Origin of the sequence: Paractinoplanes rhizophilus, from assembly GCF_042664765.1 — a bacterium.
Taxonomy (GTDB): Bacteria; Actinomycetota; Actinomycetes; order Mycobacteriales; family Micromonosporaceae; genus Actinoplanes; species Actinoplanes rhizophilus.
This window is the reverse complement of sequence record NZ_JBHTBJ010000005.1, coordinates 1-26,053: the sequence shown is the minus strand read 5'-3', so window position 1 is coordinate 26,053 and position 26,053 is coordinate 1. Positions and strand designations below refer to the sequence as shown.

The window sequence follows — 26,053 nt, the reverse complement described above, 5'->3', positions numbered from 1 at the left end:
GTCTAAACGGGCCGCGCCTTCCGGCGCGGCCCGTTTCCGTGAGAATGGATCTCGTGCATCACACCGAGGAGATCCTGATCTTTATCCTGGCCGCGACCGCGGTCATCGTGGCGACCCGGTGGGTGTCCCGGCGCGCCGGACTTCCGGCCGCGGCGCTGCTGACCATCATCGGCATCGTCTACGCCCTGCTCCCCGGGCCGAACGTCGAGCTCGATCCGGAGATCATCCTCACCTTCGTGATCCCGCCGCTGCTGTACAACGCGGCGCTGGACTCCTCACTGCTCGACATCCGGCACAACATGCGCACCGTCATCAGCCTCTCGGTGCTGCTGGTGCTGGCCACCGCGATGCTGGTCGGCGTCGGTTTCGAGCTGTGGGTCACGGGCGCGACGCTGGCCGCCGGCGTGGCCCTGGGCGCGGCGATCGCGCCGCCCGACCCGGTGGCCGCGCTCGCCGTGGGCCGCCGGGCCGGCCTGCCCGGCAACATGATCACCCTGATCCAGGGCGAGGGGCTGCTCAACGACGCGACCGCGCTGACCATCCTCAGCGTCGCGGTCGCGTCGGTCGACGGCGAGGGCTTCTCCTTCCCCACCGCGGTGGGCCAATTCGTGCTGGCCGCGGCCGGCGGCGTGATCGCCGGCGTCGTGGTGGCCTATGCCGTACGGCTCCTCAAGCACCTGCGCGACGACCCGATCAGCGCGAACACCATCTCGCTGGTCACGCCGTTCGCGGCGTACCTGCTGGGGGAGCGGGTGCACGTCTCGGGCGTGCTCGCCGTGGTGGTGGCCGGCCTGATCATCGGGCACGACGCGCCGCGCTACTCGTCCGGCGCGAGCCGGCTGCAGACCAGCGCGGTGTGGCGCCTGATCGACTTCGTACTCGAAGGCTTTGTGTTCTTGCTGATCGGCCAGCAGTTGCCGACCGTGGTGAGCCGGTTGCACGAGTATTCGACCGCCACGATCGTGACCGCGGTGGCCGTGTCGGTCGGCGTCGTGCTGCTGCTGCGGCCACTCTGGCTGCTGCTGACCCAGCTCCTGCCGCGGCGCATGCACTCGCGCCTCGGCGGTGATTCGACCTCCGATCGGCGCGAGGAGAAGGCGCTCACCGGCACGGAGGTCACGGCGCTCAGCTGGGCCGGCACCAGGGGGGTCATCACCCTGGCCGCGGTCTTCACCCTGCGGGACAACGTGCCCGACAAGAACCTGCTCCAGTTCTGCGCCTTCGTGGTCGTCATCGTCACGCTGATCGGGCAGGGCCTGACGTTCGGGCCGCTCGTGCGCCGGCTGGGCCTGCGGGCCAACCGCGCCGACCTGGCCCGCGAGCGCAACGAGGCCCGCTCCGCGGCGGTGCAGGCCGCGCTGGACCGGCTCGACGAGATCCTGCAGCAGAAGCACGACCACGTCGAGGAGCGCGCCATCGAGACCGTGCGCAAGCAGTTGACCGTGCGGCTGGAGCGCTACCGCAGACGGCTCGACCTGATCGAGAAGGCCGAGTCGGACGAGGTACCGGTGTCACCGCAGTACGAGGCGGCGCTGGCGGTGCGGCGTGAGGTGATCGAGGCGCAGCGCGAGGAACTGCTGCGCTGGCGGGACAGCGGCATGCTGACGGACGAGGGGCTGCGGGTGCTGGAGCGGGAGCTCGACCACGAGGAGCGGTTGGCGGAACGCTCCTGACCGGGCTTACCTATTGCCTGATTTTAGGGGTATTCTCGTCGCCTACTTCGCGGGCATGAACTGGTCGGGCGGCAGCGCCCGGTTCACGATGCGCACATCGCCGATCCAGCCGTGGAAGACGTTGTCGACGACGCCGGCGTACTCGTGGCCGCCGAACAGCCACGGCAGCCCCAGCGACGCGATGCCGACGGACCGCGTCGACGGGTTGTCGAGCACGGGGCTGCCCTCGACGTACATGACGGTCCGCCGGCCGTCGTTGACGACGGCGACGTGCCACCAGGTGTCCTCGACGAGGCCGTGCCCCCAGTTGGTGGTCGGACCGGACTGGTTCCGCGGGTAGAAGTTGAACTGTGGCTCGCGGCCGTTGCTGGAGATGTTGAGGCCGGCCAGCGGGTCGCGCGGGTCGGCGTTCGGGCCGCTCTTGCCGGCGTCGCCGGATCGGCCGCGCCGGGTGAGCAGGGGCATCCAGGCGTTGTCGTCCTCGTCCCAGTCCAGCGGGATCTTCAGGAACGCCTCGATCGTGTAGCCCCGGTCGAACGTCTCGGCGTTGAGCGGCGCCTCGTCGCCGGTCGTCAGGTACGCGCCGCGCAGCGGGTCGCGGCCGCCGGCGAAGCGCAGGCAGGCGTGCGCCGGCTGGTCGGGGTGGTGGTCGCTCGACCAGGTCAGGGCGTCGGCCGCGGCGCCGGCGACGGCCACGACGGTCAGGTCGTTGCCGCGGCCGGACAGGTCCCGGACGGTCTGCCCGAGCTGGACCGGACCGCCGGTGACGCCGCCGTTGTCGAACCGCCAGTACGCCAGCGTGCCGGGCACCACCAGCTGGTCGGCCGGCCGCGCCGGGCGTACCGGAACGGGATCGAAGCCGTGGAAACGCCGCGCGAAGTCGATCGGCACGGAGAACCGGTCGACCGGCGTGGTGAGCCGCAGATGCTGGGCGGCCAGCGGACTCCGGCGCGCGGGCTCCTGGGCCAGGAAGTACGGCGCGAGCGTCTCCACGTCGATGACGTCGCGGGCCAGGTCGAAGTGGTAGAGCCGGAGCATCGCGGCGCCGCCGAAGTAGCGGTTCTGGTAGTTCGTGAGGTGCAGGTGCACGTCGTTGCCCGCGGCGTTCCGGCGGCGCGTGCGGGCGGGCGGCCAGTGGTGGCCGTTGATGGTCAGGAAGATCTGGTCGTGGCCGGCGATCAGCTGGTCCCAGACCTGCCGGCCGTATCGGGAGAGGACCGCGTTGTTCTCCGGGTCGCCCGACTCGTACGGGTAGACGTTGTCGTCGTACGGCGAATCGACCAGGTCGTGCGTCGTCAGGATGGCCGGCAGCCTCGGATGGTCCGTCAGGAACCGGTCGGCCCAGGCGACGCCCTGGTCGGACATCCGCCAGTCCAGCGCGAGCAGCAGCCACTCCCGGCCGCCGGCGCGGAAGATGTGCGCGGTGTTGTAGCCGCCGGCGTCGGCGCCTGCGAACGTCTTCGAGCGACGGAACCGCCGCGGGCCCATGACTCGCAGGTATGGCGTCGAGCCTCGGGTGTCGTCGCCGGTCACGTCGTGGTTGCCGGCCAGCACGCTGTATCCGACGCCGTGCGCGTCGAGCAGATCGAACGTCCGGCCGACCGCCTCGAACGAGGTGGCGCCGCCGTCCTGGGTCAGATCGCCCAGGTGCGCCAGGAAGACGATGTTGTCGTCGCTGCCGATGACGTACCGGAACGACTCTTCCAGCGGCGCCGGGTTGATGCTGTTCTGGCTGCCCCAGTACAAGAACTGGGTGTCCGGCATGATCGCCAGCGTGAACTGCGGGCTCGCCGCGTCGGGCTCGGGCCGGCCGTTGCTCCCGGCCAGCCCGCTTCCGCCGCCGAACACGGGAGTCACGCTCAACGCTCCGACGGCCACGCCGGCGCCGGCCACCGCGGCCGACCGCAGGACCTCCCGCCGATTGGGTCCGGTCGGCCGGTGACCGTGCTCGTCCTCGAGCATTGCTTCCCTCCGAGATGCGGAATCCCGCGAGCGGGACGCTTCGAACGCATCTCGTGCCGGGGGCGGAAAGCATGATGGGGGAGATCGGCCGACAGCGTATCGCCGGGGTGCGATCGGCCGAGCCTACGCCGCCGCGAGCCGGTTCGAGGCGTCCAGCGCCCGGGTCGACCACCGCACCGCGTCCATGTACTGACCCGCCAGGTCGAAGGTGCCGAACTCGCCGTTCTCGTACGCGTCGACCGCGCGCAGCACCTGGCCCAGCCGGCCGGCGCCCTGGGTCAGCGCCGCGACCACCGCCGGAGCCAGCGGGAACTGCTCGGCCATGCCCTCCGGCGGGACGCCGAGCAGGTGGCCGACGCCGCTGATCACGCCGGCCATGAAGGCGGCGTCCGGCGACGCGCCGAACTCGTCGGCGATGTTCTCGCAGAGCCGGGCCCGGGTGAGCACGCCGAGCATCTGCTCCTCGGTGCCGTCGCCCATCTCGTCCAGCATCATCAGCAGCGCCCACTGCCGGATGTGCGGCAGGCCGACCATGACGACGGCCTGCCGCACCGAGGAGACCCGGTTGGCGTGGCCGGCCGCGACCGAGTTGCTGGCCCGCAGGACGCGCAGCGACAGCGGCGGGTCGCTGGCGATGATGCCGACGATCTTCTGCAGGTCGGGGTCGGCGGCGGTGAGCGCACCGACCAGTTCGAGCCGGCGCAGCCGGGACGGTGAGAGGCTGGCCACGGTCAGCACCTGGGGGTGGCTGAGCGCGTATCCCTGCCGCAGCTCCATGCCGTACCGGTCGGCGATGGCGAGCTGTTCGGCGGTCTCCAGGCGCTCGGCGACGATCTGGATGTTGGGGTGCTGGCGGCAGGCGGCGACGATCTCGTCGAGGCGGGACAGGTCACCGTCGAGGAGATCGAGCTTGACGTACGAGGCGAGCCCGAACAGCACCTCGTGCCCGGAACCCCAGACGAAGTCGTCGAGCGCGAACCGGTACCCGGCCTCGCTGAGCGCGGTGATCCCGGCGACGACCTGGTCGTCCATCCGCACGGTCTCGAGGACCTCGAGCACCACCTGCTCCGGGCCGAACGGCAGGGCGATGTCGCCGACCAGGAACTCCCGGGTGAGGTTGATGAAGCACAGCCGGTCGCCGGCGACCTCGCGGATGCCGAACTCGGTGAACGCGTTGACCATCACGGTGCTGGTCGCGTACGTGTCCTGGCGTCCCGCCGCGACGGCGTCCACGCTCCCGCGGAACAGCAGTTCGTAGGCGACCACGCCGCCCCGCACGTCGAAGATGGGCTGCCGCCCGACGTGAACGAGCTGGGTGCCGTCCGCAGCAGCCGCCGTTGGTTTCACACCGCTAGCTATCGGCCGCGGTGCCCGGGATCTGACGAAATCCGGTGAGCTACAGACGTGCCGTCCACAGCCGGTCGCCGGCCGCCAGCAGCAGCGAGCGTCCGCGCCCGGCCACCGCGGTCGGCGGCGCGGGCGTCTCGGTCGAGACACCGTCGATGTACAGGCCACCGCCGACGACCACCGGCTTGCCGCCGGCAAGAGCCAGAGATCGTACGCCCGCCGCGCCGTCCCCGAACGCGTCGCCCACCGTCCAGGCACCGTCGTGCCACCGCCAGAGCCCGAGGTGAGTCCCGCGCACCCCGGCCGCCAGCAGATCGTCCCCGTCCCGGACCACCCGCTGGATCTCGGTGAAACCGTCCGAGACCGGCGGATCGGCCCTGGTCCAGGCCTTGCCGTCGGCGGAGATCCAGGCCGCCGCCCGCTGATCGAGAACGCCGCCGGCGCCGCCGACCACCGCCCAGCGACCGTCCGGCAGGGCGGCCACGTCACGCGCCACCGTCTCGCCGGCCAATCCCGGAGCCTGCTCGAGCAGCGTGAACGTGCGGCCGTCCGGAGAGATCCACGCCGCGGCCCCGGACGACCGGTTGCCGGCGATGGCGAAACCGGACGGCCCGGCGGTCATCGGACCCACGTCGACGGCCTGGTCCCCGCCGTACGTCTCGAACGGCGCCGGATTTTCCACCAGCCGGCCGCCGGCGAGATGCCACGTGCTCACCCGGGGATTCCCGTGGGCGCCGCCGGGCACCGCCCCGATCATCGCGACCCGGTCACCGGCGCAGGCCACCGAGCCGATCACCTGGTGCGGCCCGTAGTAGCCGGCCGGCAGCGGCGCGAACGGCACCGACGCCCAGGAGACGCCGTCGGTGCTGGTCCAGGCGCCCGGCCCGGCGCCGGCTCCGCCCACGGCCCACCACCGGTCGCCGCAGTCGGCCACGTCCCGCAACACCGCCGGACCCGGCAGGGCGATCTCGCGCCAGGAGGGCGCGGGCTTGCTGCAAGCGCTGACCGATAGCACCGCCAGCAGGGCAACCGCGCCGCAAGAAAACAATGCCTTCACGCAACCACCGAGCAATATGACGAAAATTCGAGACGAGACCTTGTGGACTACGTCACAGCAATCTTATGGTCACTGCACCTCCGGGCGTCCGTCCCGCTTGGAGCATCGCTCCCCGAAAGAAAGACTCCTCGATGTCGAAAGCCGCCCTTACCGCCGCCATAGCCGCCGGTGTCGTCCTTGCGGTCGGCGCGGCCGGCACCGCGTACGCGAAAACACCGACGCCGAAGCCGCCCCTCGGCACCCGTGCCGCGCTCGACCCGTCGCTCGTCGCCGGCCGCGGCGCGAGCGTCGCCTTCACCGAGCAGGAGGCCGAGACCGCCGCCACCAACGGCACCGTGATCGGCCCCGACCGCACCGCCTACACCCTGCCCGCCGAGGCTTCCGGCCGCTCCGCGGTCCGGCTCGCCCCCGGCCAGTGGGTCGAGTTCACGCTGCCCAAGGCCACCAACGCGATCACCGTGCGGTACAGCATCCCGGACGCGCCGACCGGCGGGGGGATCACCGCGCCGCTCGCCGTCAAGGTCGGCAAGACCACCCGGACCATGACGCTGACCTCGCATTATTCCTGGCTCTACAACCAGTATCCGTTCAGCAACGACCCGAACGCGGGCCTGCTGCATCCGGACTGGTGGATCACCGAGTGCGCCTGCGTGCCGGCCGCCACCACCCCGGCGCCGGTGATCACCACGCCGTTCCGGCCCAGCCACTTCTACGACGAGCAGCGGCTGCTGCTGGGCAAGACCTTCGCGGCCGGGGAGAAGATCCGGCTGACCGCGTCCTCGGCAGCGGCCTGGACGGTGATCGACCTGCTCGACACCGAGCTGGTCGGCCCGCCGAAGATCGACCTGATCGCCGCCAACGTGCTGCTGTTCGGCGCCGACCCGACCGGCCGCCGCGACTCGGCCGGCGCGTTCGACAAGGCCATCGCGTTCGCCCGCAAGACCCGGCTCAAGGTGTACGTGCCACCGGGCACCTACCAGGTCAACCGGCACATCATCGTCGACAACGTGACGATCGAGGGAGCCGGCAGCTGGTACACGATCATCAAGGGGTCTCAGGTCGCCCTGCCGGCGCCCGCGCCCGACGGTTCCGTGCACACGGGTGTCGGGTTCTACGGGGAAAACTCGCGGAATGTCCACCTGGCCGGCTTCGCCATCGAGGGCGACGTCCGCGAGCGCATCGACACCGACCAGGTCAACGGCGTCGGCGGCGCGATGAGCGACTCGACGATCGACGGGCTCTACATCCACCACACCAAGGTGGGCCTCTGGTTCGACGGCCCGATGCGCAACATCAAGGTCACCGGCAACGTGATCGTCGACCAGATCGCCGACGGCCTCAACTTCCACGTCGGGGTCACCGACTCGCTGGTGCAGAACAACTTCCTCCGCAACACCGGCGACGACGCGCTCGCCATGTGGTCGGAGAAGACGGCGAACGCGCGGAACGCGTTCGACCACAACACGATCCAGACGCCGGTGCTGGCCAACGGCATCGCGATCTACGGCGGCACCGACAACACGGTGAGCAACAACCTGATCGCCGACCCGATCCGCGAGGGCAGCGCGCTGCACGCCGGCTCCCGCTTCGGCGCCGAGCCGTTCGCCGGGCACCTCCGGTTCACCGGCAACACCACGGTCCGCGCCGGCACCTACGAGCTGAACTGGAACATCGGGCTCGGCGCGATCTGGTTCTACGCGCTCGAGAAGGACATGGCCGCCGACATCCAGGTCGTCGGCGACAACTTCCTGGACAGCACCTACAACGCGATCATGGAGGTCGCGGACTGGCCGGTGAAGGACCTGTACTCGATCACGAACGTGCACTTCAAGAACATCAAGATCGATGGCACGGGTACGAGTGTGCTGAGCGCCCGCGTCGGCGGGTCCGCGAGTTTCGAGAACGTCGACGCTCGCAACGTCGGCGCGGTCGGCGTCAACAACTGCGGCCGGTTCAACTTCCCGGCCACCGGCTCCGAGTTCACGGTGACCGACCTGGGCGGCAACGACGGCGGCTGGCTGCAGCCGTGGATGCTGCCCAACACCATCACCTGCGACGACCGGCCACCGGTCGTCGCGCCGCCCGCCCCCGCCACCTGGTAGACAACCCCCACCCACTCGCGCCCCCATTCGTTGATTCGAGTGGGGGTGCGGGCTGTTGTAGCCTTGCGGCCGAAGACGAGTCGGAGGATTTTTCGTGAGCCAAACCCTGCTGGTGACCGGGGGCGCCGGTTTTGTCGGCACCAACCTCATCAAGGCCCTGCTCATGGACTTTCCCGCCGCGGCGATCGTGTCGATCGACAACTACTTCACCGGGGTGCCGGAAAACCACGTCAACGACCCCCGGGTGACGTACGTGGACGGGTCGACCGTCGACATCGCGAAGATCTGGGCCGAGCGCGGCCTCCCGAGCCCCGAGATCGTCTTCCACCTCGGCGAATACTCGCGGATCGTGCAGTCCTTCGACGACCACGACCTGACCTGGGAGTTCAACCTCCTCGGCACGATGGAGGTGGTCAAGTTCGCGTCCGCCAACGGGTCAAAGCTGATCTACGCGGGCTCGAGCTCGAAGTTCGGCAACGACGGCCAGGACGAAAACCTCAATCCGTACGCCTGGACCAAGGCCAAGAACATCGAGTACATCAAGAACTACTCGACGTGGTACGGCCTGGACTACGCGATCACGTACTTCTACAACGTGTACGGCCCCGGCCAGATCTCGCGCGGCCGCTACGCCACCGTGATCGGCATCTTCGAAGACCACTACCTGCGCGGCGAGCCGCTGCCGGTGGTCTCGCCCGGCACCCAGACCCGCGACTTCACCCACATCGACGACATCGTCCGCGGCATCGTGCTGGTCGCGGCGAAGGGCACCGGCGACGGTTACCTGCTCGGCACCGGCCAGGAGTGGCCGGTGCTCGAGGTGGCCAAGCTCTTCCGCGCCGAATACAAGCTGATGCCGGCCCTGCGCGGCGAGCGGGTGCGCGGCCAGGCCGACACCACCAAGGCCGGCGAGCTGGGCTGGCGCCCGAACCATCGGCTCGACGAGTACATCGGCTCGTTCATCGCCACGCACCGCTTCGGAGAGCTGAAGGGCTGAGCGCCGCGCCGCCCCACAAGGGTGGCGGGCGCCGATATCGTCGGTCGTTGTGGATCAGGCTGCCGCGGTTCTGCTGTTCGTGCCCTTCATCGTCGGGACGGTGCTGGTCTTCGCCGTGGTGATCCGGCGCCTGCTCGGCGTGCGCGTCGGCTGGATGCGTACCCTGCTGGCCGCCGTGCTCGCGCTGCTGACGACCGCGCCGATCCTGGCCGGCCTCGCGCCCGACGATCCGGCGACGATGAGCGGGGGCGAGGCGTTCCTGCTGGCCGCGACGTCGGTGGTGGTGGCGGCGCTGCTGGCCATGGCCGCCCTCGTGATCCTCGAGGTGCTGCTGCCGACCGGGTCGCTGCCGGGGCCGGTGGAGATGTGGCGAGGTACCCGCCGCCGGGTGGCGCGGGCCTGCCGGTACTCCACGATCGTGCGCATCGTGCTGCGGCACGGCCTCGGCCGCTTCTTGCGCGGCCGGCCGGGTTCCGGGCCGAGCTCGGCAGCGGCCCGGCGCCGGCTGGCCCGGTCGCTGCGGGCGGCGCTGGACGAGGCCGGGGTGACGTTCGTGAAGCTCGGGCAGCTGCTTTCCACGCGGGGCGAGTTGCTGCCGGCCGAGTTCGTCGAGGAGCTGACGGCGCTGCAGGACCAGGCGGCGCCGGTGCCGTGGGACGACGTGGCCGGCGTGCTCGCCGCCGAGCTCGGCCGGCCGGTCGAGGAGGCGTTCGCCGAGATCGACCGCGAGCCGATGGCCGCGGCCTCGGTCGCGCAGGTGCACGCGGCCCGGCTGCCGGACGGCACCCCGGTGGTGGTCAAGGTGCAGCGGCCGGGCATCGCCGTGATCGTCGAGCGCGACCTGGACATCCTGCTGCGGCTCGCGGGCACGCTCGAGGACCGCACCTCCTGGGGCCGCTCGTTCGGCGCGCGGCGGCTCGCGCTCGGCTTCGCCGAGGCGCTGCGGGAGGAGCTCGACTTCACGATCGAGCGGGACAATCTGCAGACCATGGCCGCGGCGATGGACGCCACCCCGGACCGCGGTGTCCGGGTCCCGGCGCCGTACGTCTCGCTCAGCTCCGAACGCGTGCTCGTGATGGACCGCCTGCCCGGCACCCCGCTGGGCGCCGCCGAGCCGAAGCTCGCGCGGCTCGGCGACGAGCGGCGCGACGCGATCGCGGCCAACCTGCTCGACAGCATGCTCGACCAGATCCTGGTGCACGGGACGTTCCACGTCGACCTGCACCCCGGCAACCTGCTCGTGGCCGACGACGGCGCCCTGGGGATGCTCGATCTCGGCTCGGTCGGCCGGCTCGACGCCGTGACCAGGAGCGCGATCGGGCAGCTCCTGGCGGCCGTGGGCCGGGGCGACTCGGTGGCGGCCAGCGACGCGCTGCTGAGCCTGGTGGACCACCCGGAAGCGGTCGACGAGCGGGAATTGCAGCGCGCGGTCGGCCTCCTCATCGTCCGGTACGCCACACCGGGAAGCACGGCCGGCGTGGCCGCCGTGGGAGCGATGCTGCGCACCTTCACCTCGCACGGGCTGGGCGTGCCGGCGCCGGTCGCCGCGGTGTTCCGGGCCTTCGCGACACTCGAGGGCACGCTGGGACTCTTGCGACCCGGCTTCGACCTGGTCGAGCGGGCCCGGGTGGCCGGCGCCCGGCGGATCGCCGAGGCCCTGGCGCCGGAGCGGCTGCGCGGCACCGTCGAGGACGAGCTCGCCGCGCTGCTGCCGATGCTGCGCGGCCTGCCGCGGCGGATCGACCGGATCGGCGAGGCGGTGGAGCACGGCCGGCTGCGCCTGAACGTGCGCCTGTTCGCCGACGAGCAAGATCGGCTGCTGGTGACCGGACTGCTCCACCGGGCGCTGCTGACGATCATCGGGGCGACCTGCGGCGTGATGGCCGTGCTGCTGCTCGGCTCGGGCAACGGCCCGCGGATCAGCACCGGCGTGGCGCTCTTCCCGCTGCTCGGGTACGGGCTGCTGATCGTCGCCGTCGTGCTCGTGCTGCGCGTCCTCGTCGTGATCTTCCGGCGCGATTGAGCGCTACCCTCGATCGATGACGATCGGGGTCGGCGTGATCGGGTTCGGCTGGATGGGCCAGGTGCACACGCGGTCCTACCTCCGAGTGCCTCAGCACTACTCGGATGCCCCGCCGGTCGAGCTGGTGGCCGTCGCCGACGACGTTCCCGGCCGGGCCTCGGCCGCCGCCGCGCGCTACGGCTTCGGCGCGGCCAGGCTCGACTGGCGCGACCTGCTCGACGATTCCCGCATCCACGCGGTCAGCATCACCCTGCCGAACTTCCTGCATCGCGAGGTGGGCTCGGCCTTCGCCGCCGCCGGCAAGCACATCTGGATCGAGAAGCCGGTCGGCCTCCGCGCCGACGACGCCGGCGCCATCGCCGGGGCCGGGCAGGTCGCGGTCGGGCAGGTCGCGGTCGGCTTCAACTATCGCAACGCGCCGGCCGTGGAGAAGGCGCGCGAGCTGCTCGCGCGGCACCGGATCGGCAACGTCACCCATGCCCGGTTCCGGCTGCTCAGCGACTACGCCGCCCACCCCGAGGCGGCGCTGAGCTGGCGCTTCGAGCGGGAGCGCGGCGGCAACGGGGTCCTGGGCGACCTCGGCTCGCACGGCGTCGACCTGATCCGTTACCTGCTCGGCGAGATCGACGCCGTCGTCGCGGACACCGCGATCTTCCTGCCCACCCGGCCCCGCCCGGCGGCCGCCACCGCCGGGCACGAGCGGGGCAGCGGCGAGCCCGGCCCGGTGGAGAACGACGACTGGCTCGGCGCGCTCCTGCGCTTGACGAGCGGCGCCCGGGTCACGCTCGAGGCGAGCCGGGTCGCGGTGGCCGAGCAGAACAACTACGGCTTCGAGATCCACGGCACGACCGGCGCGCTCTTCTGGGACTTCCGGCGGATGGGCGAGCTGGGCGTGAGCATCGGTCCGTCCTATCAGGACGAATCCGTGCGCACGGTCTTCGCCGGCCCCCGCGACGGCGAGTTCGGCTCGTTCCAGCCGGGCGCCGGCATCCCGATGAGCTACGACGATCTCAAGGTCATCGAGGCGTACCGGTTCCTGCGCTCGATCGCCGACGGCCGCCCGCACGGCGCGACGCTCGACGACGCGATCCGCAGCGCCGAGGCGCTTGATGCGATGGAGCGGTCGGTCGCGTCCGGCGGCTGGGTCCACCTCCGATAGGCCGGGCCCTCAACCCGATGGCGACCGTCCAGCAATGGCTGGCGCCGCTGTCCGGCAAGGGCGCACGCGAGATGCAGCGCTGGCTGGCCGCGATTCGCGAACGGGACCTGCTGGCGGTCAAGCCGGCGCTGGCCCGGTTCGACGTCCCCACCCAGATCGTCTGGGGCACCGCTGATGCGTTTTTCGCGCCCGCGTGGGCGTACGGATTGACGGATTTGATCCCCGGCGTGCGTGAGGTGATCGAGGTGCCGCACGCCAAGCTGTTCTTCCCGGCCGAAAGGCCGGCCGATCTCGCCGAGCCGCTGCTGCGCTTCTGGAAGGCGCTTTAGCCCTCCGGGCGGATCCGCAGCTGGGGGGTGCCGGCGGCGCAGGAAAGCTCGACCTTCACGCGGTCGTGGTTGTCGCTGACGCCCCGGAACTCTCCCTCGCGGTCGTCCTGCTCGTGGATCGCGAAGCCCTGCGCGGGCGCCATCGTCAGGATGCGTTCGCAGGTGGCGACGACCGTGCCGCCGCGGGTGGGAAAGGACCGCTTCGCGGTGGTGGGCTCGGGTGACGTGGGCGAAGCGCCGGGTGCCGGCGACGACGACTCGCCCAGCGCGCGCAGCACCTCCTCCTGGCTGATCGGCGCGCCCGGCCGCGACGTCAGCCCGGCGCCCACCACCCCGATGCCGACGACGCCCACGAGGATGGCGAGCACCGCCGCCAGGACCCAGCCCGCGACGATCACCATGGGCTTGCGCCCCAGCCGATCCAAGAAGTCCATGCCGCGACTATGCGCCCCGGCTCGCTAAGACGGGCACCCGGTGGGGATAAAGGAAGGTTAAGGACCCGGCGTGCGGGCGCCCGCAGCGGCTAGCGTGCAGCCGTGGCGAGACTGTTGCTCATCGAGGACGACCCGGCGATCCGGCAGACGTTGCTGCGCGCCCTGCGCGAACGCGGCCATGCCGTGGCGGCGGCGCCCGCGGCGATGGACGGCCTGCAGACCGCCCTGGCCGACCGGCCCGACCTGATCGTCCTCGACCTGGGCCTGCCCGACCTCGACGGCCGCGAGCTGCTGCGGATGCTACGCGCGGTCAGCGCCGTGCCGGTGATCGTCGCGACCGCCCGGGACGAGGAAACGTCGATGGTCCAGCTGCTCGACGCCGGCGCCGACGACTACGTGGTCAAGCCGTACACGGCCGCGCAGCTCGACGCCCGGATCCGGGCGGTGCTGCGGCGAGTGTCCCTTCCCGCCGAGCCCGAGCTGGTCATCGGCGCGCTGCGCATCGACCCGCTCGCCCGCACCGTGACCCTGGACGGCGTGCGGGTGGAGCTGACGCCGCGCGAGTTCGACCTGCTGCACCACCTGGCGGCGAAGGCCGGGCAGGTGGTGACCAAGCGGGAGTTGCTCACCGAGGTGTGGCAGGTGCCGTACGGCAGCACGGACAAGACGGTCGACGTGCACCTGTCGTGGCTGCGCCGCAAGCTCGGGGAGACCGCCCAGGAGCCCCGCTATCTGCACACCGTCCGCGGCGTCGGCGTCCGGCTGAGCGAGCCGTCGTCGTGAGGGCGCGACTGACCCTGCTGGTCGCGGCCACCACCGTGCTGGTGCTGCTGGCGTTCCTGGTGCCGGTGGCGCTGCTCGTCCGGCAGGTCGCCGCCGACCGGGCGCTGAGCCGCGCCGACGACGTGGTGCAGACCATCGTGCCGCTGGTCGGCGACCAGGAAGCGCTCCGGCTGGCGGTCACTGTTCAACCCGTACCCGTCACGGTTTTTCTCCCCGACGGAAGCGTGCTCGGCGCGCCGTCCGCAACCACCCCCGCGGTTCGCCTGGCCGTCCGGCGCGGCCAGGCGCTGACCGTCGACACCTCGGCCGGGCAGGAGCTGGTGGTCCCGGTCGTCAGCGCGGCCGGGACCGCGGTCGTGCGCACGGTGGTGTCGGACGAGGAGCTCACCCGCGGCGTGCGACGGGCCTGGCTGGTGCTCTTCGCGCTGGGGGTCGCGCTGGTGCTGCTCGGCCTGTTCGTGGCGGATCGGCTCGCCCGGGCCCTGATCGCGCCGATCTCCGAGCTCTCGATCGTCTCGCACCGGCTCGCGTCCGGCGACCTGACCGCGCGGGCCGGCGTCTCCGGACCGGGCGAGCTGCGGGAGGTGGCCGGCGCGCTCAACCAGTTGGCCGGGCGGATCCAGGATCTGCTGGCGGCGGAGCGCGAGCGGGTCGCGGACCTGTCGCACCGGTTGCGAACGCCGCTGACGGCGCTGCGCTTGGAGGCGGAATCGTTGCGGGATCCATCGGAGTCGGCCCGGGTGTCGGCGGCGGCCGACGGAGTGGCGCGGGCGGTGACGGCGGTGATCCAGCAGGCGCGACGCTCGTCCGAGCCGGCCTCCTGTGACGCGGTCGCGGTGGTCGCCGATCGCGCCGCGTTCTGGGCGGTGCTGGCCGAGGACACCGGGCGCTCGATGACGCAGTCGCTGCCGCCGGGCCCGCTGCCGGTCGCCGTCGGCGCGGACGAATTGGCGGCCGCGCTCGATGCGCTTCTCGAGAACGTTTTCGCGCATACGCAGGACGGGACCGCTTTCGCGGTGTCGCTGACCGCGGTCGCGGGCGGCGGCGCGGTTCTCGAGGTCGCCGACGACGGGCCGGGATTCGCGGCGTCGTCGGCCTCCCGCGGTGCTTCCGCCGGCGGGTCGACCGGGCTCGGGCTCGACATCGCGCGGCAGGTCGCCGCCGTTTTCGAGGTCAAGACCTCCGCCTCCGGCGGGGCGTTGGTCCGGCTCGAGATTCCCTGATTTTCGCGTACGGGCCGGAGCGCGCCCATCGCCGTTTCGCGTTGGGCGCGCCCTTCTTTCAGTCCTTGTTGCTCTTTCGGTCGTTGTTGCTCTTTCGGTCGTTGTTGCTCTTTCAGTCGTCGCTGCCGTGACCACGGCCGCGGTGGTCGCCGGATTCCCGGCCCCGGTTGCTGTGGTCCTTCCGGTCGCCGCCGTGATCGTCACCCGGTTCCGCGTGGCGGCCGTGGTCGTCGCCGGGCTCGGTGTGGCGGCCGTGGTGGTCGCCGCCGTGGCGGGCGGCGTGCGTGGTGGCGCTGGGGCTCGGCGCCGGCCCGGCCTCCGCGGTCACCGTTGCCGCCGGCGCCCTGCCCGGGTCGTCCTGCCCGGCGGCGATGGCAGTTCCCGCCAGCCCCAGCGCCGCCAGACTCCCCGCGACCGCCACGGCAACCAGACGCTTCCTGTTCATGCGATTGACCTCCCAGTCGAATCCGTTGCCAGAACGGTCGCTGAAGGCCGGCTATACGCACGCTGTCCCAGCGTTAAGACGCGGCTAAGACGCAGCGGCGACTGAGCGCCTAATCGAGCAGTTCGCGGATGTCGGCGGCGGTAAGTGCCGCCGATGCGAATTCGCCGCCGTCCATCACCCCCGCGAACAACTCCGCCTTGCGAGCTTGCAGAGCCATCACCTTCTCTTCGATCGTGTCCCGTGCCACCAGGCGATACACCATCACGTTGCGGGTCTGCCCGAGGCGGTGGGCGCGGTCCACGGCCTGCGCCTCCGTCGCCGGGTTCCACCACGGGTCGAGCAGGACGCAGTAGTCGGCCTCGGTCAGGTTGAGGCCGAACCCGCCGGCCTTCAGGCTGATCAGGAAGACCGGCGCGGTGCCGGCCTTGAACTCCGCGACCACGCGCTTGCGGTCGCGGGTGGCGCCGTCCAGGTACGCGCAGGCGATGCCCGCTTGTTCCAGCCGCTCGCGAGCGCTGCCGAGAAAGCGGGTGAACTGGCTGAACACAAGGGTGCGGTGCCCTTCCGCGGCGATGGCGGTGAGCTGTTCCACCAGCAGATCCAGCTTGGTCGAGGGAACCGCGCGGTGCTCTTCGTCGATCAGTGCCACGTCCAGACTGGCCTGACGCAACAGCGTCAGCGAACGGAAGATCTCGAAGCGGTTCTTCTCCAGCTCGCCCAGCAGGCCCAGCACCTTCTGCCGCTCCCGCTGCAGGTACCGCTGGTAGACCTTGCGATGCCCGGCCGACAGGTCGACCTGGACCACCTGCTCCTGCTTGGCCGGGAGCTCGGCGGCGACTTCGTCCTTACGGCGGCGCAGCACCAGCGGGCGGATCCGGCGGCGCAACTGGGCCAGCCGGTCCTGGTCCCGCTCGCGCTCGATCGGCTTGCGGTAGTACTCGGTGAACCGATCGAGCCGGGGGAACAGGCCGGGTGCCGTGATCGAGCAGAGCGCCCACAGCTCGCCGAGGTGGTTCTCCATCGGCGTACCGGTAATTGCGATCTTGAAGGGCGCCGGCAGGCGGCGCGCACAGCGGTACGCCAGCGACTGCGGATTCTTGACGAACTGCGCTTCGTCGAGCACCAGGCCGGCCCAGTCCAACGCCGCATAATCGTCGTACTCCAGGCGGAATAGGGTGTAGGACGTGACCACGACATCGGCCTGTCCGATCGCGTCGGCCAGGCCGGCGCCGCGGCGGGACGCGGTCTGGGTGATCGCCCGAACTTCGAGATCGGGCGTGAAGCGGGCGGCCTCGGCCTCCCAGCCGTGTACGACGCTGGCCGGCGCCACGACCAGGAAGCGGCCGTGCTTGCGGGCATGGCAGAGCAGCGCGAGCATCTGCAGCGTCTTGCCGAGCCCCATGTCGTCGGCGAGGATGCCGCCGAGTCCGTAGTCGTGCAAAGCGGCCAGCCAGCGGAAGCCCTCCTGCTGGTAGGGGCGCAGCTCGGCGTCCACCTCGGTGGGCACCGGCTGGTCGAGCAGCGCGCCCGTCTCGCTCAGCGCCGCCACGGTGCGCTGCCAATCCGCCGCCTGACCGGTCAACTCGCCCAATTCGCCGAGCTCGTCCCAGACGCCCGCCTGGAACCGGCCGACCCGCAACACGCCGGGCGGGCTGTCGGTGAGCGCGCGGGACTCGGCGATCAGGTCGCGCAGCTGCTGGAACTCCGGCCGGTCCAGGCCGAAGTAGACGCCGCTCGGCAGAATCAGGAACCGCTGGTCCCGGGCCAGCGCGACGAAGAGCGCCTCGAAATCGACCTGCTCGCCGCCCACCTCGACGCGAACGGACAGGTCGAACCAGTCCTGCTCGGCGGGGTCGGTCGCGCCGGTGAACGTGATGGTCGGCGCGGCGGCGGCTTCCTGCAGATCCCAGCCGCCGTCCGGCTCGACGACGGCGACGCCGCACGCGGCCAGTTCGGGCATCACCGTACTCAAGAAATGGATCATCGCGTCGCCGTCGAGCATCGCCTCGGCGGCGAGCCGGGGACCGAACGGACCGGGTTCCAGCAGGCCGGGCCCGACGAGAGCGGCCACCCGCCGTACGAGATCGGCGCGCTCGTCGCTCAGCGCCGGCGACCAGAGCGGTTCGGCATGCCGCCCGCCGCCCGCCTCGGTCACCCACTCCCAGCGCACGCCCAGCCGTTGGTGGCGCTCGGCGGTCAACGTCACGGTCAGAGCCGGAGCGCCCACCTCCGGGAGGCTGACGGCCGGGCCGGCCGGCACCACGGCCACCTGCCGGACCAGGCTGGGATAGAACTCGGCGAAGAACCGGTCCTCCTGTTCGCCCGGGATCACGATGCTCGGCGCGGTCAGCGCCTTGCGAGCCGCGCTCGGCAGTGGCTGGGCCAGCGGAGCGAGCCGCAGGACCTGCCCGTCCGCCCAGGCGATGCCGTGCGCCGGATCGCCGACGAAATGGGCGCCCTCCAGATCGACCGGCAGCCCCTCGTCCTGGACGGCCGCTTCCAGCCGCAGGTCGCCGTCGACCCGGTCCACCCGCATCGACACCCGTGCCGGCCGGCGTGCCACCACCACCGGCCGGAAATCCTTGCCATATTGCACCAGCGGCAGGCCGGACTCCTGCGCCTCCGCCAGCAGATCCCAGATTCGCCGGCTGTCGAATTCGTCGAGATACAACGTCGTACGGCTGTTGCCGTAGTAGAACGGAGAATGCGCGTCGGACAGCCTGACGATCTCGGTCAGCAGTCGGCGGTGATGCGCAACCGAGCGGCCGCCGACGTAGCCGAGCGAATGCCAGCCGATCCCCGTGCGCACCCACCCCCGGCGGCCCGGCAGCACCGGGCGCATCGAGATCCGTTGCCGGGCCTTGCGGCTGCGGGGAAGAGTCGCGTTCACCAGCTCGAACTGCAGACCCATACCGGGCTCCGCGGTCTGTGGCGCCGACGGCGGGGCGGCCACGTCACGCACCCAGGCGGACAGCTTGGACTCCCACGCGCCGGCCTTGGCTCGTCGCTGGACCGGCGCGGACGGCTTTCTCGTTCCGCCCGGCTGCTTCGCTTCGCCCTGCCGCCTCGGCCCGCGCTGCCGCCTCGGTTCGTCCTCCTGTTGCGCTGCGATCAGCAGCGCCGCGATGTGGACGCAGTCCGCGTCGGAGCAGGTGCAGACGCCGGTCACAGTGGGCGCCGCGCCCCGGACGACCTCGCCGGTCACCTCCCCGCCGTGCCGCACCTTGCCGGCTGCCCGCCCCGACGGTTCGACGCTCAGGTCAACGATCTCCCCGGCGGCCAGCGCCGTCCGGGCCCGCGTGAAAGCGCGCACGCCGACCAATTCACAGAGGAACGCCTCTTCCTGGGAAAGGAGCAGCTTCGCCATCGTCGCCTCTCGCCGGAACCGGGCGCCCACTCTAGACGTGCGGAGAGATGAGCTGCACATCACGTACTCAGGAAGAGGTACGGCTCGCCCGCCGCGGGTGCCGGCTTGACCGATGGTGCAACGGTGAGTGGTCGTGCCGTGACCGAGAGGTGAGTGATGTCCGACGGTTTCCGTGTTGATCTCGGCGCGTTCGAGCGTGCCGCTGAGGGCGTCCGCGACACATTGACCGATCCCGAAGCGACTCGAGCTGCTGTGCGAGGAACCCTCGTCTACTGGCGATGAACAGTGGGACGTGTTGCTGGCTGCCATGGCAGAGCATCTCGCCGCTCAGCTGGATCTCGCCCCGCCGGAGTGGTCGCGTGCCCGCGTGCTCGCGACTCCATGGTTTCCGTCGTCGCTACGGGTCTAAGCGGATGGAGGCGTTGGTGTCGGCGCCGGCAGCCTTCCGCAAGCAAGGCCCTCACCTCGGCGTGACGATTACGCAAGCACGGTGAGTGTTCACCCGGTTGGGGGGTCCGTCTGAGCGTGGGCTGGTACGTACGGGATCAGGCCTTGCCGCCATGCCTGCACCTGTAATTCCGGCAGTAGCTGGCGCGCGTCGACGAGGAACCCGTTGACCTCCAGCAGCCAGGTCATCGGGTTCTTGTCCAGCATGTCGCGCCGGCTGAACTCGGGATCCATCAAGCCGATCCGCAAGGTGTCCATGATGAGCCGGCCCTTGCTGGCCATCGTGGTCTGCTTGACGCCGAGCAGGTCCGCCAGTTCATCGGTGCGTAGATGCGGCTTCTGGCTCGGGTCGGCGAGGAAGTTGACCCGGCCGATCGCGTACACGATGCCGGCGGCCCAGATCCGGCGATCACCGCGGAGCAAGGGCGAGGGTCGCTTGCGGGCGAGCTTGGCGGCCAGCTTGACGCAGAGTCCGGCGTATTCCTCGTCCAGATGCTGCTGGCAGAACAGGTCGGTGATCGAGACGATGTCGTCGAAGACCGGCTTCACCGCGGCCGGTACTTTCGGCGGCGCTGGTGCCGACATGATGGTGTTCCTTTCATCGTCGCAACGCGCTGGCGGGAGAGCCTACAGTCCTCATCCCCTGGCCGGGTCTCGCCCAGATAGGGCAAAATCGGCTGGTGCGTCGCCAGACTGCGGTTCGCCGCCTTCGAACGGTCGCCGAACGCTGTCAGTGGGCCAGCGGCCTGCGGGACGACGAGCCGTTCCTGCTCGCCGCGTACGCGTTCGGCTCGGTGTTGGAATCCGTCGCCGACGTGGACGTGGTCGATCTGGCGTTCGTGCTCAACCTGCCCGCCGAGGAGCTGACCTGGTTCGCGGAGCCGCAGTCCCTGGTCGGCTGGCCGTGGTGACGGCCGTCGACTCGCCGATCCGCTCCGCCAGTGCCCGTAGGTGCCGGGGCCAGGGTGGTTCCAGCGATTCCGGGCGGAGGGACAGCAGCCAGGCGAGCGCTTCCTCCGGGAGGTTTTCCAGCCAGTCCAGCAATACCGGGTCGTCGTCACGCATCGATGTCCCGCCGGTCAGAGGCCCCGCTGGCGCAGGGCAGCCATGAAGTTGCGTTTGCGGGAGTGAGCCGCTTTCAGGCGGGTGACCTCAGCAGCGTGGTCCGTACCGGCTCGCTGGCAGATGTCCCTCAGGGTGACCAGCAGGTCGGCGGCCTGCTCGTAGTCTGCGGTGTTGGCCCTGGCGACGGCCGTCTCGACCGCCGGAAGGTAGATCTTCAGTGCTTCGGCCGGGTGGGTGACCGCCCGGCGGCCGGCGACCGCCAGCCTGGTCGACTCCTCGCAGCGAACCTGGCCCAGCATCTCCCAGGCTGCCTCGTCCCGGTCCTCGGACAGCAGCACCCGCAGGTAGACCTCACCGGCATTCCATGCGTTCCCGGCATCGCCGCCGGTTGCCCGGGTACGCAGCAGACCCAGGGCCTCCTCGCGCCGCTGCGGCCACCGCTGCGGATCGGTGGCCAGGACGAACTCTCGCAGCCGCTGGTAGGAGCCGACGGTGCCCTCCACGTGGAACCGCTCCCAATGCAGGTCCATCACGTCCGCGGTACGCCCGGCCTCGGTGTACAGCTCGATCAGGAGATCGACGAGCCGCCCGATCCGGTGATCGGAACGCCCGGACGCGGCACGGCCGCGCTCCAGCCACCCGACGGCCTCCGCCGTACGCTCGTTCTCGCGCAGCAGCCGGGCGATGAGCACGTACCGGTCCGGGGTGGACAGGTCCTCGGCATAGCAGGCCACCAGCAGGTCGACGTCCCCGGCCGCCCTGATCATCTCCTCGCGTAGCGAACGCACGGTCCAGCCGCTCGGGTCCGTGTCGCGTGCGGTATCCAGGGCGTTCCAGTAAGCGTCCAGGCCGTCCGTCCCCAGCAGGTCGGCCACGTCGGTGATACTCATGTCCAGGATGTCCACCCCGGTCAGCCGGAACTGGGCGAACCAGCTTCCTAGCTCCACCGGATCCGGTGGGGCGTCGTCACAGGCGGCCAGGAACACGTCCCAGGCCTCGGCGGCCGAGGCCAGGGCTGCGCCACAGTGGTCCTCGCTGCGCCCGGCCGCCTGGCCCAGCAGTTCCAGCGTCCGCTGGAGCAGCGGTCGGACCTGCTCCGCGTGCTCGGGCAGCAACTCGGCCAGGGCCGCGACGACAGCGTCCGCCCCCGCGGCGTAAGCCTCCTCCTCGCCGTACTGCAGCCAGTCCACCGCCAGGTTCTCCACCTGGCGAGCCAGCAGCGGCAGATCAACCGTCTGCGCCCCGGCGATAGCACGCAGCAGCATCCGCTGGTAGAGCGCTGGATCCTCGCTGACCTGCGACCACACCAACTCCACCAGCTCGCTGTGGTCGAGGGTGCCCAGAAACGCGCGAACATCTACAGCTCCCGCATCGGAGGATGTTCCTCCGGTGACGGCCGCGCCGGTGACGCTGGAGCGGCGCAACAGCCGCAGTCCGACGGCGACGCAGTGCTTGCAGAAGTTGCCCTCCTCGCCATACGGGCAGTCACACTCACCGTCGAACTCACCGTCCGTGTCGTACAGCCGCACCTGGTACGCGTCGGATCCGTGCACCGTCGCGACAACGCCGTTGGGTAGATCGCGGACATTGACGACGGCCTCGACATACCCCAGCCCTCGACTGAACGACCGGCTGCCGGCCAACTCTTCGAGATCAACCTCGGTGAACCACGCCACAGTCGCCCAACCTACCCGGGTCGGACATCAGACCCCGATCGGGCCGTCGGGCCGGCGAGACGCTTCGGACACCGGGCTCGATTCGTGGCGCCGCGGGCTTTCGATATGCGGCACCTGCGTGTTCGGTCTGCGGCGGGAAAGGCCAGGCGCGGTGCCGCTCGACCGGGAGCCGGACTCCGGCGGGGCTTGACCGGCGTGATCACGTTGCCGCGCCACCTCGACTGGTCCGGCCACCCCGAGTATGACTTGAGCCGGCCCGCGCGCCTGGCCAGCATGTACAAGGCAGTACTGACCGAGGTTGGCAGCTGCCCCGTAGGTGATCAGCCGCAGTGTGCCGAAGTTCAGGCGACGGTTCCGGCGGCCGGCGGTATGGCTTCGCACGTCTCGAACTTCTCGCAGACAATCCGCCGCGGATCATCGTGCTCGAAGACCCGCATGTAGCAGACGACCCGGAAGCGGCGTTTCTGCTCGTCTGTCCAGTCGCCGTTCGGAACCCATGTCCACCACAGGTTGCCGACGGGGTCCCTGTCCGGGCTGACCCGGTCAGCGCGCGGGCGATCCGGGGAGAACTCGAGGCCGCGCCACCAGATGTCGATGCGTTTCGCCACGTCGGGGGGAGGTTTCGGCTCGCTGAGGTCGCGCCAGCGAGGAAACAGCACCCTGAACTCCTTCAACTCCCAGTGGCTGCTCACGTGTCCGCCTCCGGGTCGATCGAGGTCGGCAGGATCGAGAACAGCTCACACACGATCCGGTGCTCGGCCTCGATGATGCGGTAGGCGCACACCACCCGCTGCAGAGCGCTATCCAGATCGGGCAGGTAGGTCACCGGAGCCTGCCATACGTTTTCCTCACCGTCGACCAAGACGGCGCCGCCCCGTGGACGGTCAGCGCGGGTGGTGATCCACCTTTCGACCTCGGCGTAAACCTCGCCGGGAAGCGGAACGGTCGGACCCCACTCGTGAAGCTTCGATTCGAAGTCGTCGAGCCGCCACGGGCCATATGGTTCGGCCATACCGCTCCCTCGCAGGTCAGGAGGCTTGCTGCGCCTTGTGGGCCTTCCAAAGTCCTTCGGCCTGGGCGCGTTCGGCCTGGTTGGGCCGTTCGTCGTCGGGGTCGTTGGTTTCGTCGTCGCGGCGGAACCAGTCACGCAGGATGTCCGGGTCGATGCGCCCGCCGCCTCCCGGCTTGGTCGCGGCCTGCCACGGCTGCGATGACTGAATGAGGGTGCGAAGGTCGGCCGGCGACAGGGCACCGTAGCGCTCAATGACGTAGCCGATGGTGTTGAGCGGGCCCTCGCTGTCCGGCTGCTCGGCCGGGCTGCCGTCGGCGTCAGGAACCGAGACACCGCGGTCGGTGGCGGTGATGGGTTCGTCGAACAGCGGACTGCCGAAGTGGGCGATGTGGTGGCCCTGGACGAAGAACAGCAGCGAGTACTTTTTGGCGAGTTTCAGGCCCGGACGACGGGCATCGATGGCAGCGATGACGGAGTTGGCGCTCGTAGTCATCGGCGCACCGTATTTCGCACCGTCCTTGATCGCATTCCTTTGGACGGACGGAACCTGGAGACTCGCCGCGATTGGCACACCGCCTCCCTCTCGCTCCGTCAATGCAATGCGTACTCACGGTAATAGTGTCGTCCGTCCGACTCTGTCCTCGATCCGACTGGCCGTTGATGTCCATCGATTCAATCCATCCGCCGTCCGGGTGAAGGCGCTGCGGCTGGGCAGCCAGCCGGGCACGGATCGAGCAGCCACGGTTGCGACAGCACGTCGCGGTACACGGTCGTGGGCCTCTTGGCGGGCTTGTTGGTCTCGCCGGGGTGGCTGTGTCCAGGATGGCGTCGTAGGAACTGGAGGTTGCCGTCGCGGCGGTGTACACGGCCAGCCATCCGCGCAGGGCGTCGGGGCGGCGTACCAGGTGTCCTTGCTCGGGGAAGTCTCGTTCGACGGTGCGGTTAAGGTAGCCGTCGAACTGTGCTCTGCGAGCGCGCGGCGGGCAGTAGACGGATGGCGGAGAATCCGGAGCGCACGATCCCTCAGTCTGGTCGACCAGGCTCAACGCAGTGCCTCCGCCCACGGCTACCGCAGAAGCACCTTGAAGGCTACCGTTCACACATTTGCCACGCCTCAATACAGGCGCGACTCCGCCACTCCCAACGGTCCGCCGGCTCGACACCAACCAGCTTGGTCATACCGCCCGCAGGAACGCCTGAAGCTCTCTGTCCGGGCTGGTGTGGCGACGATAGAGCGGACCGCATGGCGTCGTGGCCAGTTTCTTGGCCAGCTCCAGCAGGTTGAGGTCACGATCGGTTTGCCGGTAGACGTCTGCAAGGAGGGAGAAATCCGTCATGATGCCGACAACGCTGCGATTGGCGGTCGGAGCAAACCGGCAGTCACGCATCTGGCTCAATTCACCGTCGACGAGGGAGACAGGGGTTTGATGAGCAGCCAAGGCTGCGGCGATTTCTGGGCCGATTCGGGATGACGCGCTGGCGGCCGGCGCCAGCGGCATCAGCACTGGCAGCAGCATCTGCTCATTGACCAGCAGAATCAGCTGGCGCGGCCGCCAGGGCAGCATGGTCGCTTCAACCGGCGGGTGATCGAGCTTCGGCGGCCACGTCCGGCGCGGTACGGCGATATGCACCGCCACCGGGATCTCGTCGGACAGGTCGTGCACCGCTGCCGCAGACAGCAGACACACACCGCCCACGGAGCCCGCAGCGAGATTGCCAGCAGATCCGGGCACGCCGCCGCTGGCGCATCCGCGCGACGACCCCCCGGCGACAACTCGACGAGTTCGCCACCGTCGCGAGCCGCGTACAGATCGCGTGGGTGCACACCCGTGGCCAGCGTCTGTCCCGTTGTGAAGGTTGACGGGAGCCCTGACAGCCCTCCCATGGATAGAATCCGAGACTTACCCATACGGAACGACAAGGTATCTATCCACTCGCCCGCTGCAGTCAGCGGCGCGGTAGATCTCGACAGGGAGCACTCGTACCAGTACTGCGACGAACGCTTCAGTCTTCGCCGAGGTCCGCTCGCCGTAGGGGCGAGAGCCACGCGCCGAGCAGCCTGGCACCTCACGCTCAGATCATGCGCACGGAGCGTTACCGGAATCCGGTACGCTAGGAGGCATGGGTGAGTTCCCTGGCGGCATTGACGCCCGGCAGCACGAGCCGGTAACCCGGCCGCCGCGGGGCTACGTCTCGTACGGTGAGCGGAAACCGTATGTCGTCGCCGACTCGCTCGACGAGCTGAGCGGGCCCACGCGTGGAGTGGTCACGTTGCCCCACCGCCTCGACTGGTCCGGCCATCCTGAGTATGACCTGTCCCGGCCCGCACGTTTGGCCAGCATGTACAAGGTGGTGCTGACCGAAGCAGCGACCGCCGATGATCTGCGCGCCTGGCTCTCCGGGGACGTACTCCTTCGGCTCTGGCCCACCCTCTGGCTGCCGCCGCCGCTCCGGCGGCGCTGGGAAGAACGCTTCCCCGACCTCGCCGCCACCCGAGCGGACGCCGCATAGCCCGTGGACCCCTTTCACGAACGGCTCGCCCAGACCGGGCTCGCAGCCGCCAAGCAGTACGGCTTCGCGCTCGCGGGCGGCTACGCGGTTCAGGCGGCGGGCCTTCTGGAACGGCCCAGCGAGGACGTCGATCTTTTCACCGCCTGGGACCGTCGCGATGAGTTCGCCGACGCGGTTACCGCCGTGATCCAGGCGTACGAGGACGACGGACTCGCCGTTGAGATCGAACGGCGCTACGACACATTCGCCCGACTGACCGTTGCCGGCGACGGCCACACCTCAAAGGTCGAACTCGGCGTGGACTGGCGCGCCAACCTCGATCCATCAGAGGGTTTCGCTCCCTCGTAGTCCGTTTCGGCTGACCGTTTTGTCCGCTCGGGTTGGGTGTCGGTGTGCCGCGTGTCGCTGCGGACGCGCCGGCTCTCCGGGCCGGGGGTTGGG

At 70.3% G+C, this 26,053-nt stretch carries 22 protein-coding genes and 1 pseudogene; 11 read left to right on the top strand and 12 right to left on the bottom strand.

What is annotated here, in order from left to right:
* The first annotated feature begins 44 nt into the window (after positions 1-44).
* Positions 45-1,673, top strand: coding sequence for a Na+/H+ antiporter (locus ACFQS1_RS09220; protein WP_378965810.1), 1,629 nt, complete (start codon positions 45-47; stop codon positions 1,671-1,673).
* A 42-nt stretch (positions 1,674-1,715) separates the two neighbouring features.
* On the opposite strand, the gene ACFQS1_RS09215 is transcribed toward ACFQS1_RS09220, so the two are convergent.
* The 3 genes from ACFQS1_RS09215 to ACFQS1_RS09205 all read right to left on the bottom strand — a co-directional run bounded on the left by ACFQS1_RS09215 (position 1,716) and on the right by ACFQS1_RS09205 (position 5,997).
* Complete coding sequence (locus ACFQS1_RS09215; protein ID WP_378965809.1) at positions 1,716-3,635, bottom strand: LamG-like jellyroll fold domain-containing protein; 1,920 nt, start codon at positions 3,633-3,635, stop codon at positions 1,716-1,718.
* Positions 3,636-3,758: 123 nt separating this feature from the next.
* Positions 3,759-4,982, bottom strand: a complete 1,224-nt coding sequence (locus ACFQS1_RS09210; protein WP_378965808.1) for an EAL and HDOD domain-containing protein — start codon at positions 4,980-4,982, stop codon at positions 3,759-3,761.
* A 49-nt stretch (positions 4,983-5,031) separates the two neighbouring features.
* Positions 5,032-5,997, bottom strand: a complete 966-nt coding sequence (locus tag ACFQS1_RS09205) for a hypothetical protein (RefSeq protein ID WP_378965806.1) — start codon at positions 5,995-5,997, stop codon at positions 5,032-5,034.
* Positions 5,998-6,170: 173 nt separating this feature from the next.
* On the opposite strand from ACFQS1_RS09205, the gene ACFQS1_RS09200 reads away from it, so the two are divergent.
* The 5 genes from ACFQS1_RS09200 (at position 6,171) to ACFQS1_RS09180 (ending at position 12,649) form a co-directional block, all read left to right on the top strand.
* Complete coding sequence (locus ACFQS1_RS09200) at positions 6,171-8,141, top strand: glycosyl hydrolase family 28-related protein (protein WP_378965805.1); 1,971 nt, start codon at positions 6,171-6,173, stop codon at positions 8,139-8,141.
* A gap of 94 nt (positions 8,142-8,235) precedes the next feature.
* Entirely contained in the window at positions 8,236-9,138 is a 903-nt protein-coding gene (locus tag ACFQS1_RS09195; protein WP_378965803.1) for an NAD-dependent epimerase/dehydratase family protein, read from the top strand.
* A gap of 49 nt (positions 9,139-9,187) precedes the next feature.
* Complete coding sequence (locus ACFQS1_RS09190; protein WP_378965802.1) at positions 9,188-11,161, top strand: ABC1 kinase family protein; 1,974 nt, start codon at positions 9,188-9,190, stop codon at positions 11,159-11,161.
* A gap of 16 nt (positions 11,162-11,177) precedes the next feature.
* The gene (locus ACFQS1_RS09185) at positions 11,178-12,320 is read left to right on the top strand and encodes a Gfo/Idh/MocA family protein (RefSeq protein ID WP_378965801.1); all 1,143 of its coding nucleotides are present in this window, start codon (positions 11,178-11,180) and stop codon (positions 12,318-12,320) included.
* Positions 12,321-12,337: 17 nt separating this feature from the next.
* Entirely contained in the window at positions 12,338-12,649 is a 312-nt protein-coding gene (locus tag ACFQS1_RS09180; protein ID WP_378965800.1) for an alpha/beta fold hydrolase, read from the top strand.
* Here ACFQS1_RS09180 and ACFQS1_RS09175 read toward each other — a convergent pair.
* Complete coding sequence (locus tag ACFQS1_RS09175) at positions 12,646-13,083, bottom strand: hypothetical protein (RefSeq protein WP_378965799.1); 438 nt, start codon at positions 13,081-13,083, stop codon at positions 12,646-12,648. The genes ACFQS1_RS09180 and ACFQS1_RS09175 overlap by 4 nt on opposite strands.
* 102 nt (positions 13,084-13,185) lie before the next feature.
* Here ACFQS1_RS09175 and ACFQS1_RS09170 point away from each other — a divergent pair, with 102 nt between their 5' ends.
* Both ACFQS1_RS09170 and ACFQS1_RS09165 read left to right on the top strand, forming a co-directional pair.
* Positions 13,186-13,866, top strand: coding sequence for a response regulator transcription factor (locus ACFQS1_RS09170; RefSeq protein WP_378965797.1), 681 nt, complete (start codon positions 13,186-13,188; stop codon positions 13,864-13,866).
* Complete coding sequence (locus ACFQS1_RS09165) at positions 13,863-15,089, top strand: HAMP domain-containing protein (protein WP_378965796.1); 1,227 nt, start codon at positions 13,863-13,865, stop codon at positions 15,087-15,089. Before ACFQS1_RS09170 ends, ACFQS1_RS09165 begins: the two co-directional genes overlap by 4 nt.
* Before the next feature lie 112 nt (positions 15,090-15,201).
* Here the strand turns inward: ACFQS1_RS09165 and ACFQS1_RS09160 are convergent, their stop codons facing one another.
* From ACFQS1_RS09160 to ACFQS1_RS09150, 3 genes are all read right to left on the bottom strand, one after another.
* Positions 15,202-15,534 (bottom strand): hypothetical protein, encoded by a 333-nt coding sequence (locus ACFQS1_RS09160; protein ID WP_378965795.1) that lies wholly within the window; start codon positions 15,532-15,534, stop codon positions 15,202-15,204.
* A gap of 109 nt (positions 15,535-15,643) precedes the next feature.
* The gene (locus ACFQS1_RS09155) at positions 15,644-18,901 is read right to left on the bottom strand and encodes a DEAD/DEAH box helicase (RefSeq protein ID WP_378965794.1); all 3,258 of its coding nucleotides are present in this window, start codon (positions 18,899-18,901) and stop codon (positions 15,644-15,646) included.
* A 498-nt stretch (positions 18,902-19,399) separates the two neighbouring features.
* Positions 19,400-19,933 (bottom strand): DUF6398 domain-containing protein, encoded by a 534-nt coding sequence (locus ACFQS1_RS09150; protein WP_378965792.1) that lies wholly within the window; start codon positions 19,931-19,933, stop codon positions 19,400-19,402.
* Positions 19,934-20,028: 95 nt separating this feature from the next.
* On the opposite strand from ACFQS1_RS09150, the gene ACFQS1_RS09145 reads away from it, so the two are divergent.
* Positions 20,029-20,259, top strand: coding sequence for a DUF7711 family protein (locus tag ACFQS1_RS09145; protein ID WP_378965791.1), 231 nt, complete (start codon positions 20,029-20,031; stop codon positions 20,257-20,259).
* Between the two features lie 168 nt (positions 20,260-20,427).
* Here the strand turns inward: ACFQS1_RS09145 and ACFQS1_RS09140 are convergent, their stop codons facing one another.
* The 5 genes from ACFQS1_RS09140 to ACFQS1_RS09120 form a co-directional block, all read right to left on the bottom strand.
* Positions 20,428-22,089, bottom strand: a complete 1,662-nt coding sequence (locus ACFQS1_RS09140) for an SWIM zinc finger family protein (protein WP_378965790.1) — start codon at positions 22,087-22,089, stop codon at positions 20,428-20,430.
* 341 nt (positions 22,090-22,430) lie between these two features.
* Positions 22,431-22,781: a hypothetical protein gene (locus ACFQS1_RS09135; protein ID WP_378966393.1), complete on the bottom strand. Its 351-nt coding sequence runs from the start codon at positions 22,779-22,781 to the stop codon at positions 22,431-22,433.
* On the bottom strand, positions 22,778-23,101 hold the full coding sequence (locus ACFQS1_RS09130; RefSeq protein ID WP_378965789.1) for a hypothetical protein: 324 nt from the start codon (positions 23,099-23,101) through the stop codon (positions 22,778-22,780). The genes ACFQS1_RS09135 and ACFQS1_RS09130 overlap by 4 nt, the downstream gene beginning before the upstream one ends.
* A gap of 16 nt (positions 23,102-23,117) precedes the next feature.
* Positions 23,118-23,594: a Panacea domain-containing protein gene (locus ACFQS1_RS09125; protein ID WP_378965787.1), complete on the bottom strand. Its 477-nt coding sequence runs from the start codon at positions 23,592-23,594 to the stop codon at positions 23,118-23,120.
* 682 nt (positions 23,595-24,276) lie between these two features.
* A complete protein-coding gene (locus tag ACFQS1_RS09120; RefSeq protein ID WP_378965786.1) occupies positions 24,277-24,765 on the bottom strand; it encodes a DUF6933 domain-containing protein in 489 nt (162 codons plus the stop codon).
* 457 nt (positions 24,766-25,222) lie between these two features.
* On the opposite strand from ACFQS1_RS09120, the gene ACFQS1_RS09115 reads away from it, so the two are divergent.
* A complete protein-coding gene (locus ACFQS1_RS09115) occupies positions 25,223-25,612 on the top strand; it encodes a hypothetical protein (protein WP_378965785.1) in 390 nt (129 codons plus the stop codon).
* A gap of 3 nt (positions 25,613-25,615) precedes the next feature.
* Positions 25,616-25,927 (top strand): annotated as a pseudogene (locus tag ACFQS1_RS09110) (nucleotidyl transferase AbiEii/AbiGii toxin family protein); the annotation flags it as partial.
* Positions 25,928-26,053: the final 126 nt, after the last annotated feature.

Excerpts from the sequence above, each read along its gene's own strand:
- ACFQS1_RS09215 (WP_378965809.1), bottom strand. The coding sequence starts at position 3,635 with ATGCTCGAGGACGAGCACGGTCACCGGCCGACCGGACCCAATCGGCGG.
- ACFQS1_RS09130 (WP_378965789.1), bottom strand. The coding sequence starts at position 23,101 with ATGGCCGAACCATATGGCCCGTGGCGGCTCGACGACTTCGAATCGAAG.
- ACFQS1_RS09150 (WP_378965792.1), bottom strand. The coding sequence starts at position 19,933 with ATGTCGGCACCAGCGCCGCCGAAAGTACCGGCCGCGGTGAAGCCGGTC.
- ACFQS1_RS09200 (WP_378965805.1), top strand. The coding sequence starts at position 6,171 with ATGTCGAAAGCCGCCCTTACCGCCGCCATAGCCGCCGGTGTCGTCCTT.
- ACFQS1_RS09160 (WP_378965795.1), bottom strand. The coding sequence starts at position 15,534 with ATGAACAGGAAGCGTCTGGTTGCCGTGGCGGTCGCGGGGAGTCTGGCG.
- ACFQS1_RS09125 (WP_378965787.1), bottom strand. The coding sequence starts at position 23,594 with ATGACTACGAGCGCCAACTCCGTCATCGCTGCCATCGATGCCCGTCGT.
- ACFQS1_RS09175 (WP_378965799.1), bottom strand. The coding sequence starts at position 13,083 with ATGGACTTCTTGGATCGGCTGGGGCGCAAGCCCATGGTGATCGTCGCG.
- ACFQS1_RS09115 (WP_378965785.1), top strand. The coding sequence starts at position 25,223 with ATGGGTGAGTTCCCTGGCGGCATTGACGCCCGGCAGCACGAGCCGGTA.
- ACFQS1_RS09220 (WP_378965810.1), top strand. The coding sequence starts at position 45 with ATGGATCTCGTGCATCACACCGAGGAGATCCTGATCTTTATCCTGGCC.
- ACFQS1_RS09185 (WP_378965801.1), top strand. The coding sequence starts at position 11,178 with ATGACGATCGGGGTCGGCGTGATCGGGTTCGGCTGGATGGGCCAGGTG.
- ACFQS1_RS09180 (WP_378965800.1), top strand. The coding sequence starts at position 12,338 with ATGGCGACCGTCCAGCAATGGCTGGCGCCGCTGTCCGGCAAGGGCGCA.
- ACFQS1_RS09155 (WP_378965794.1), bottom strand. The coding sequence starts at position 18,901 with ATGGCGAAGCTGCTCCTTTCCCAGGAAGAGGCGTTCCTCTGTGAATTG.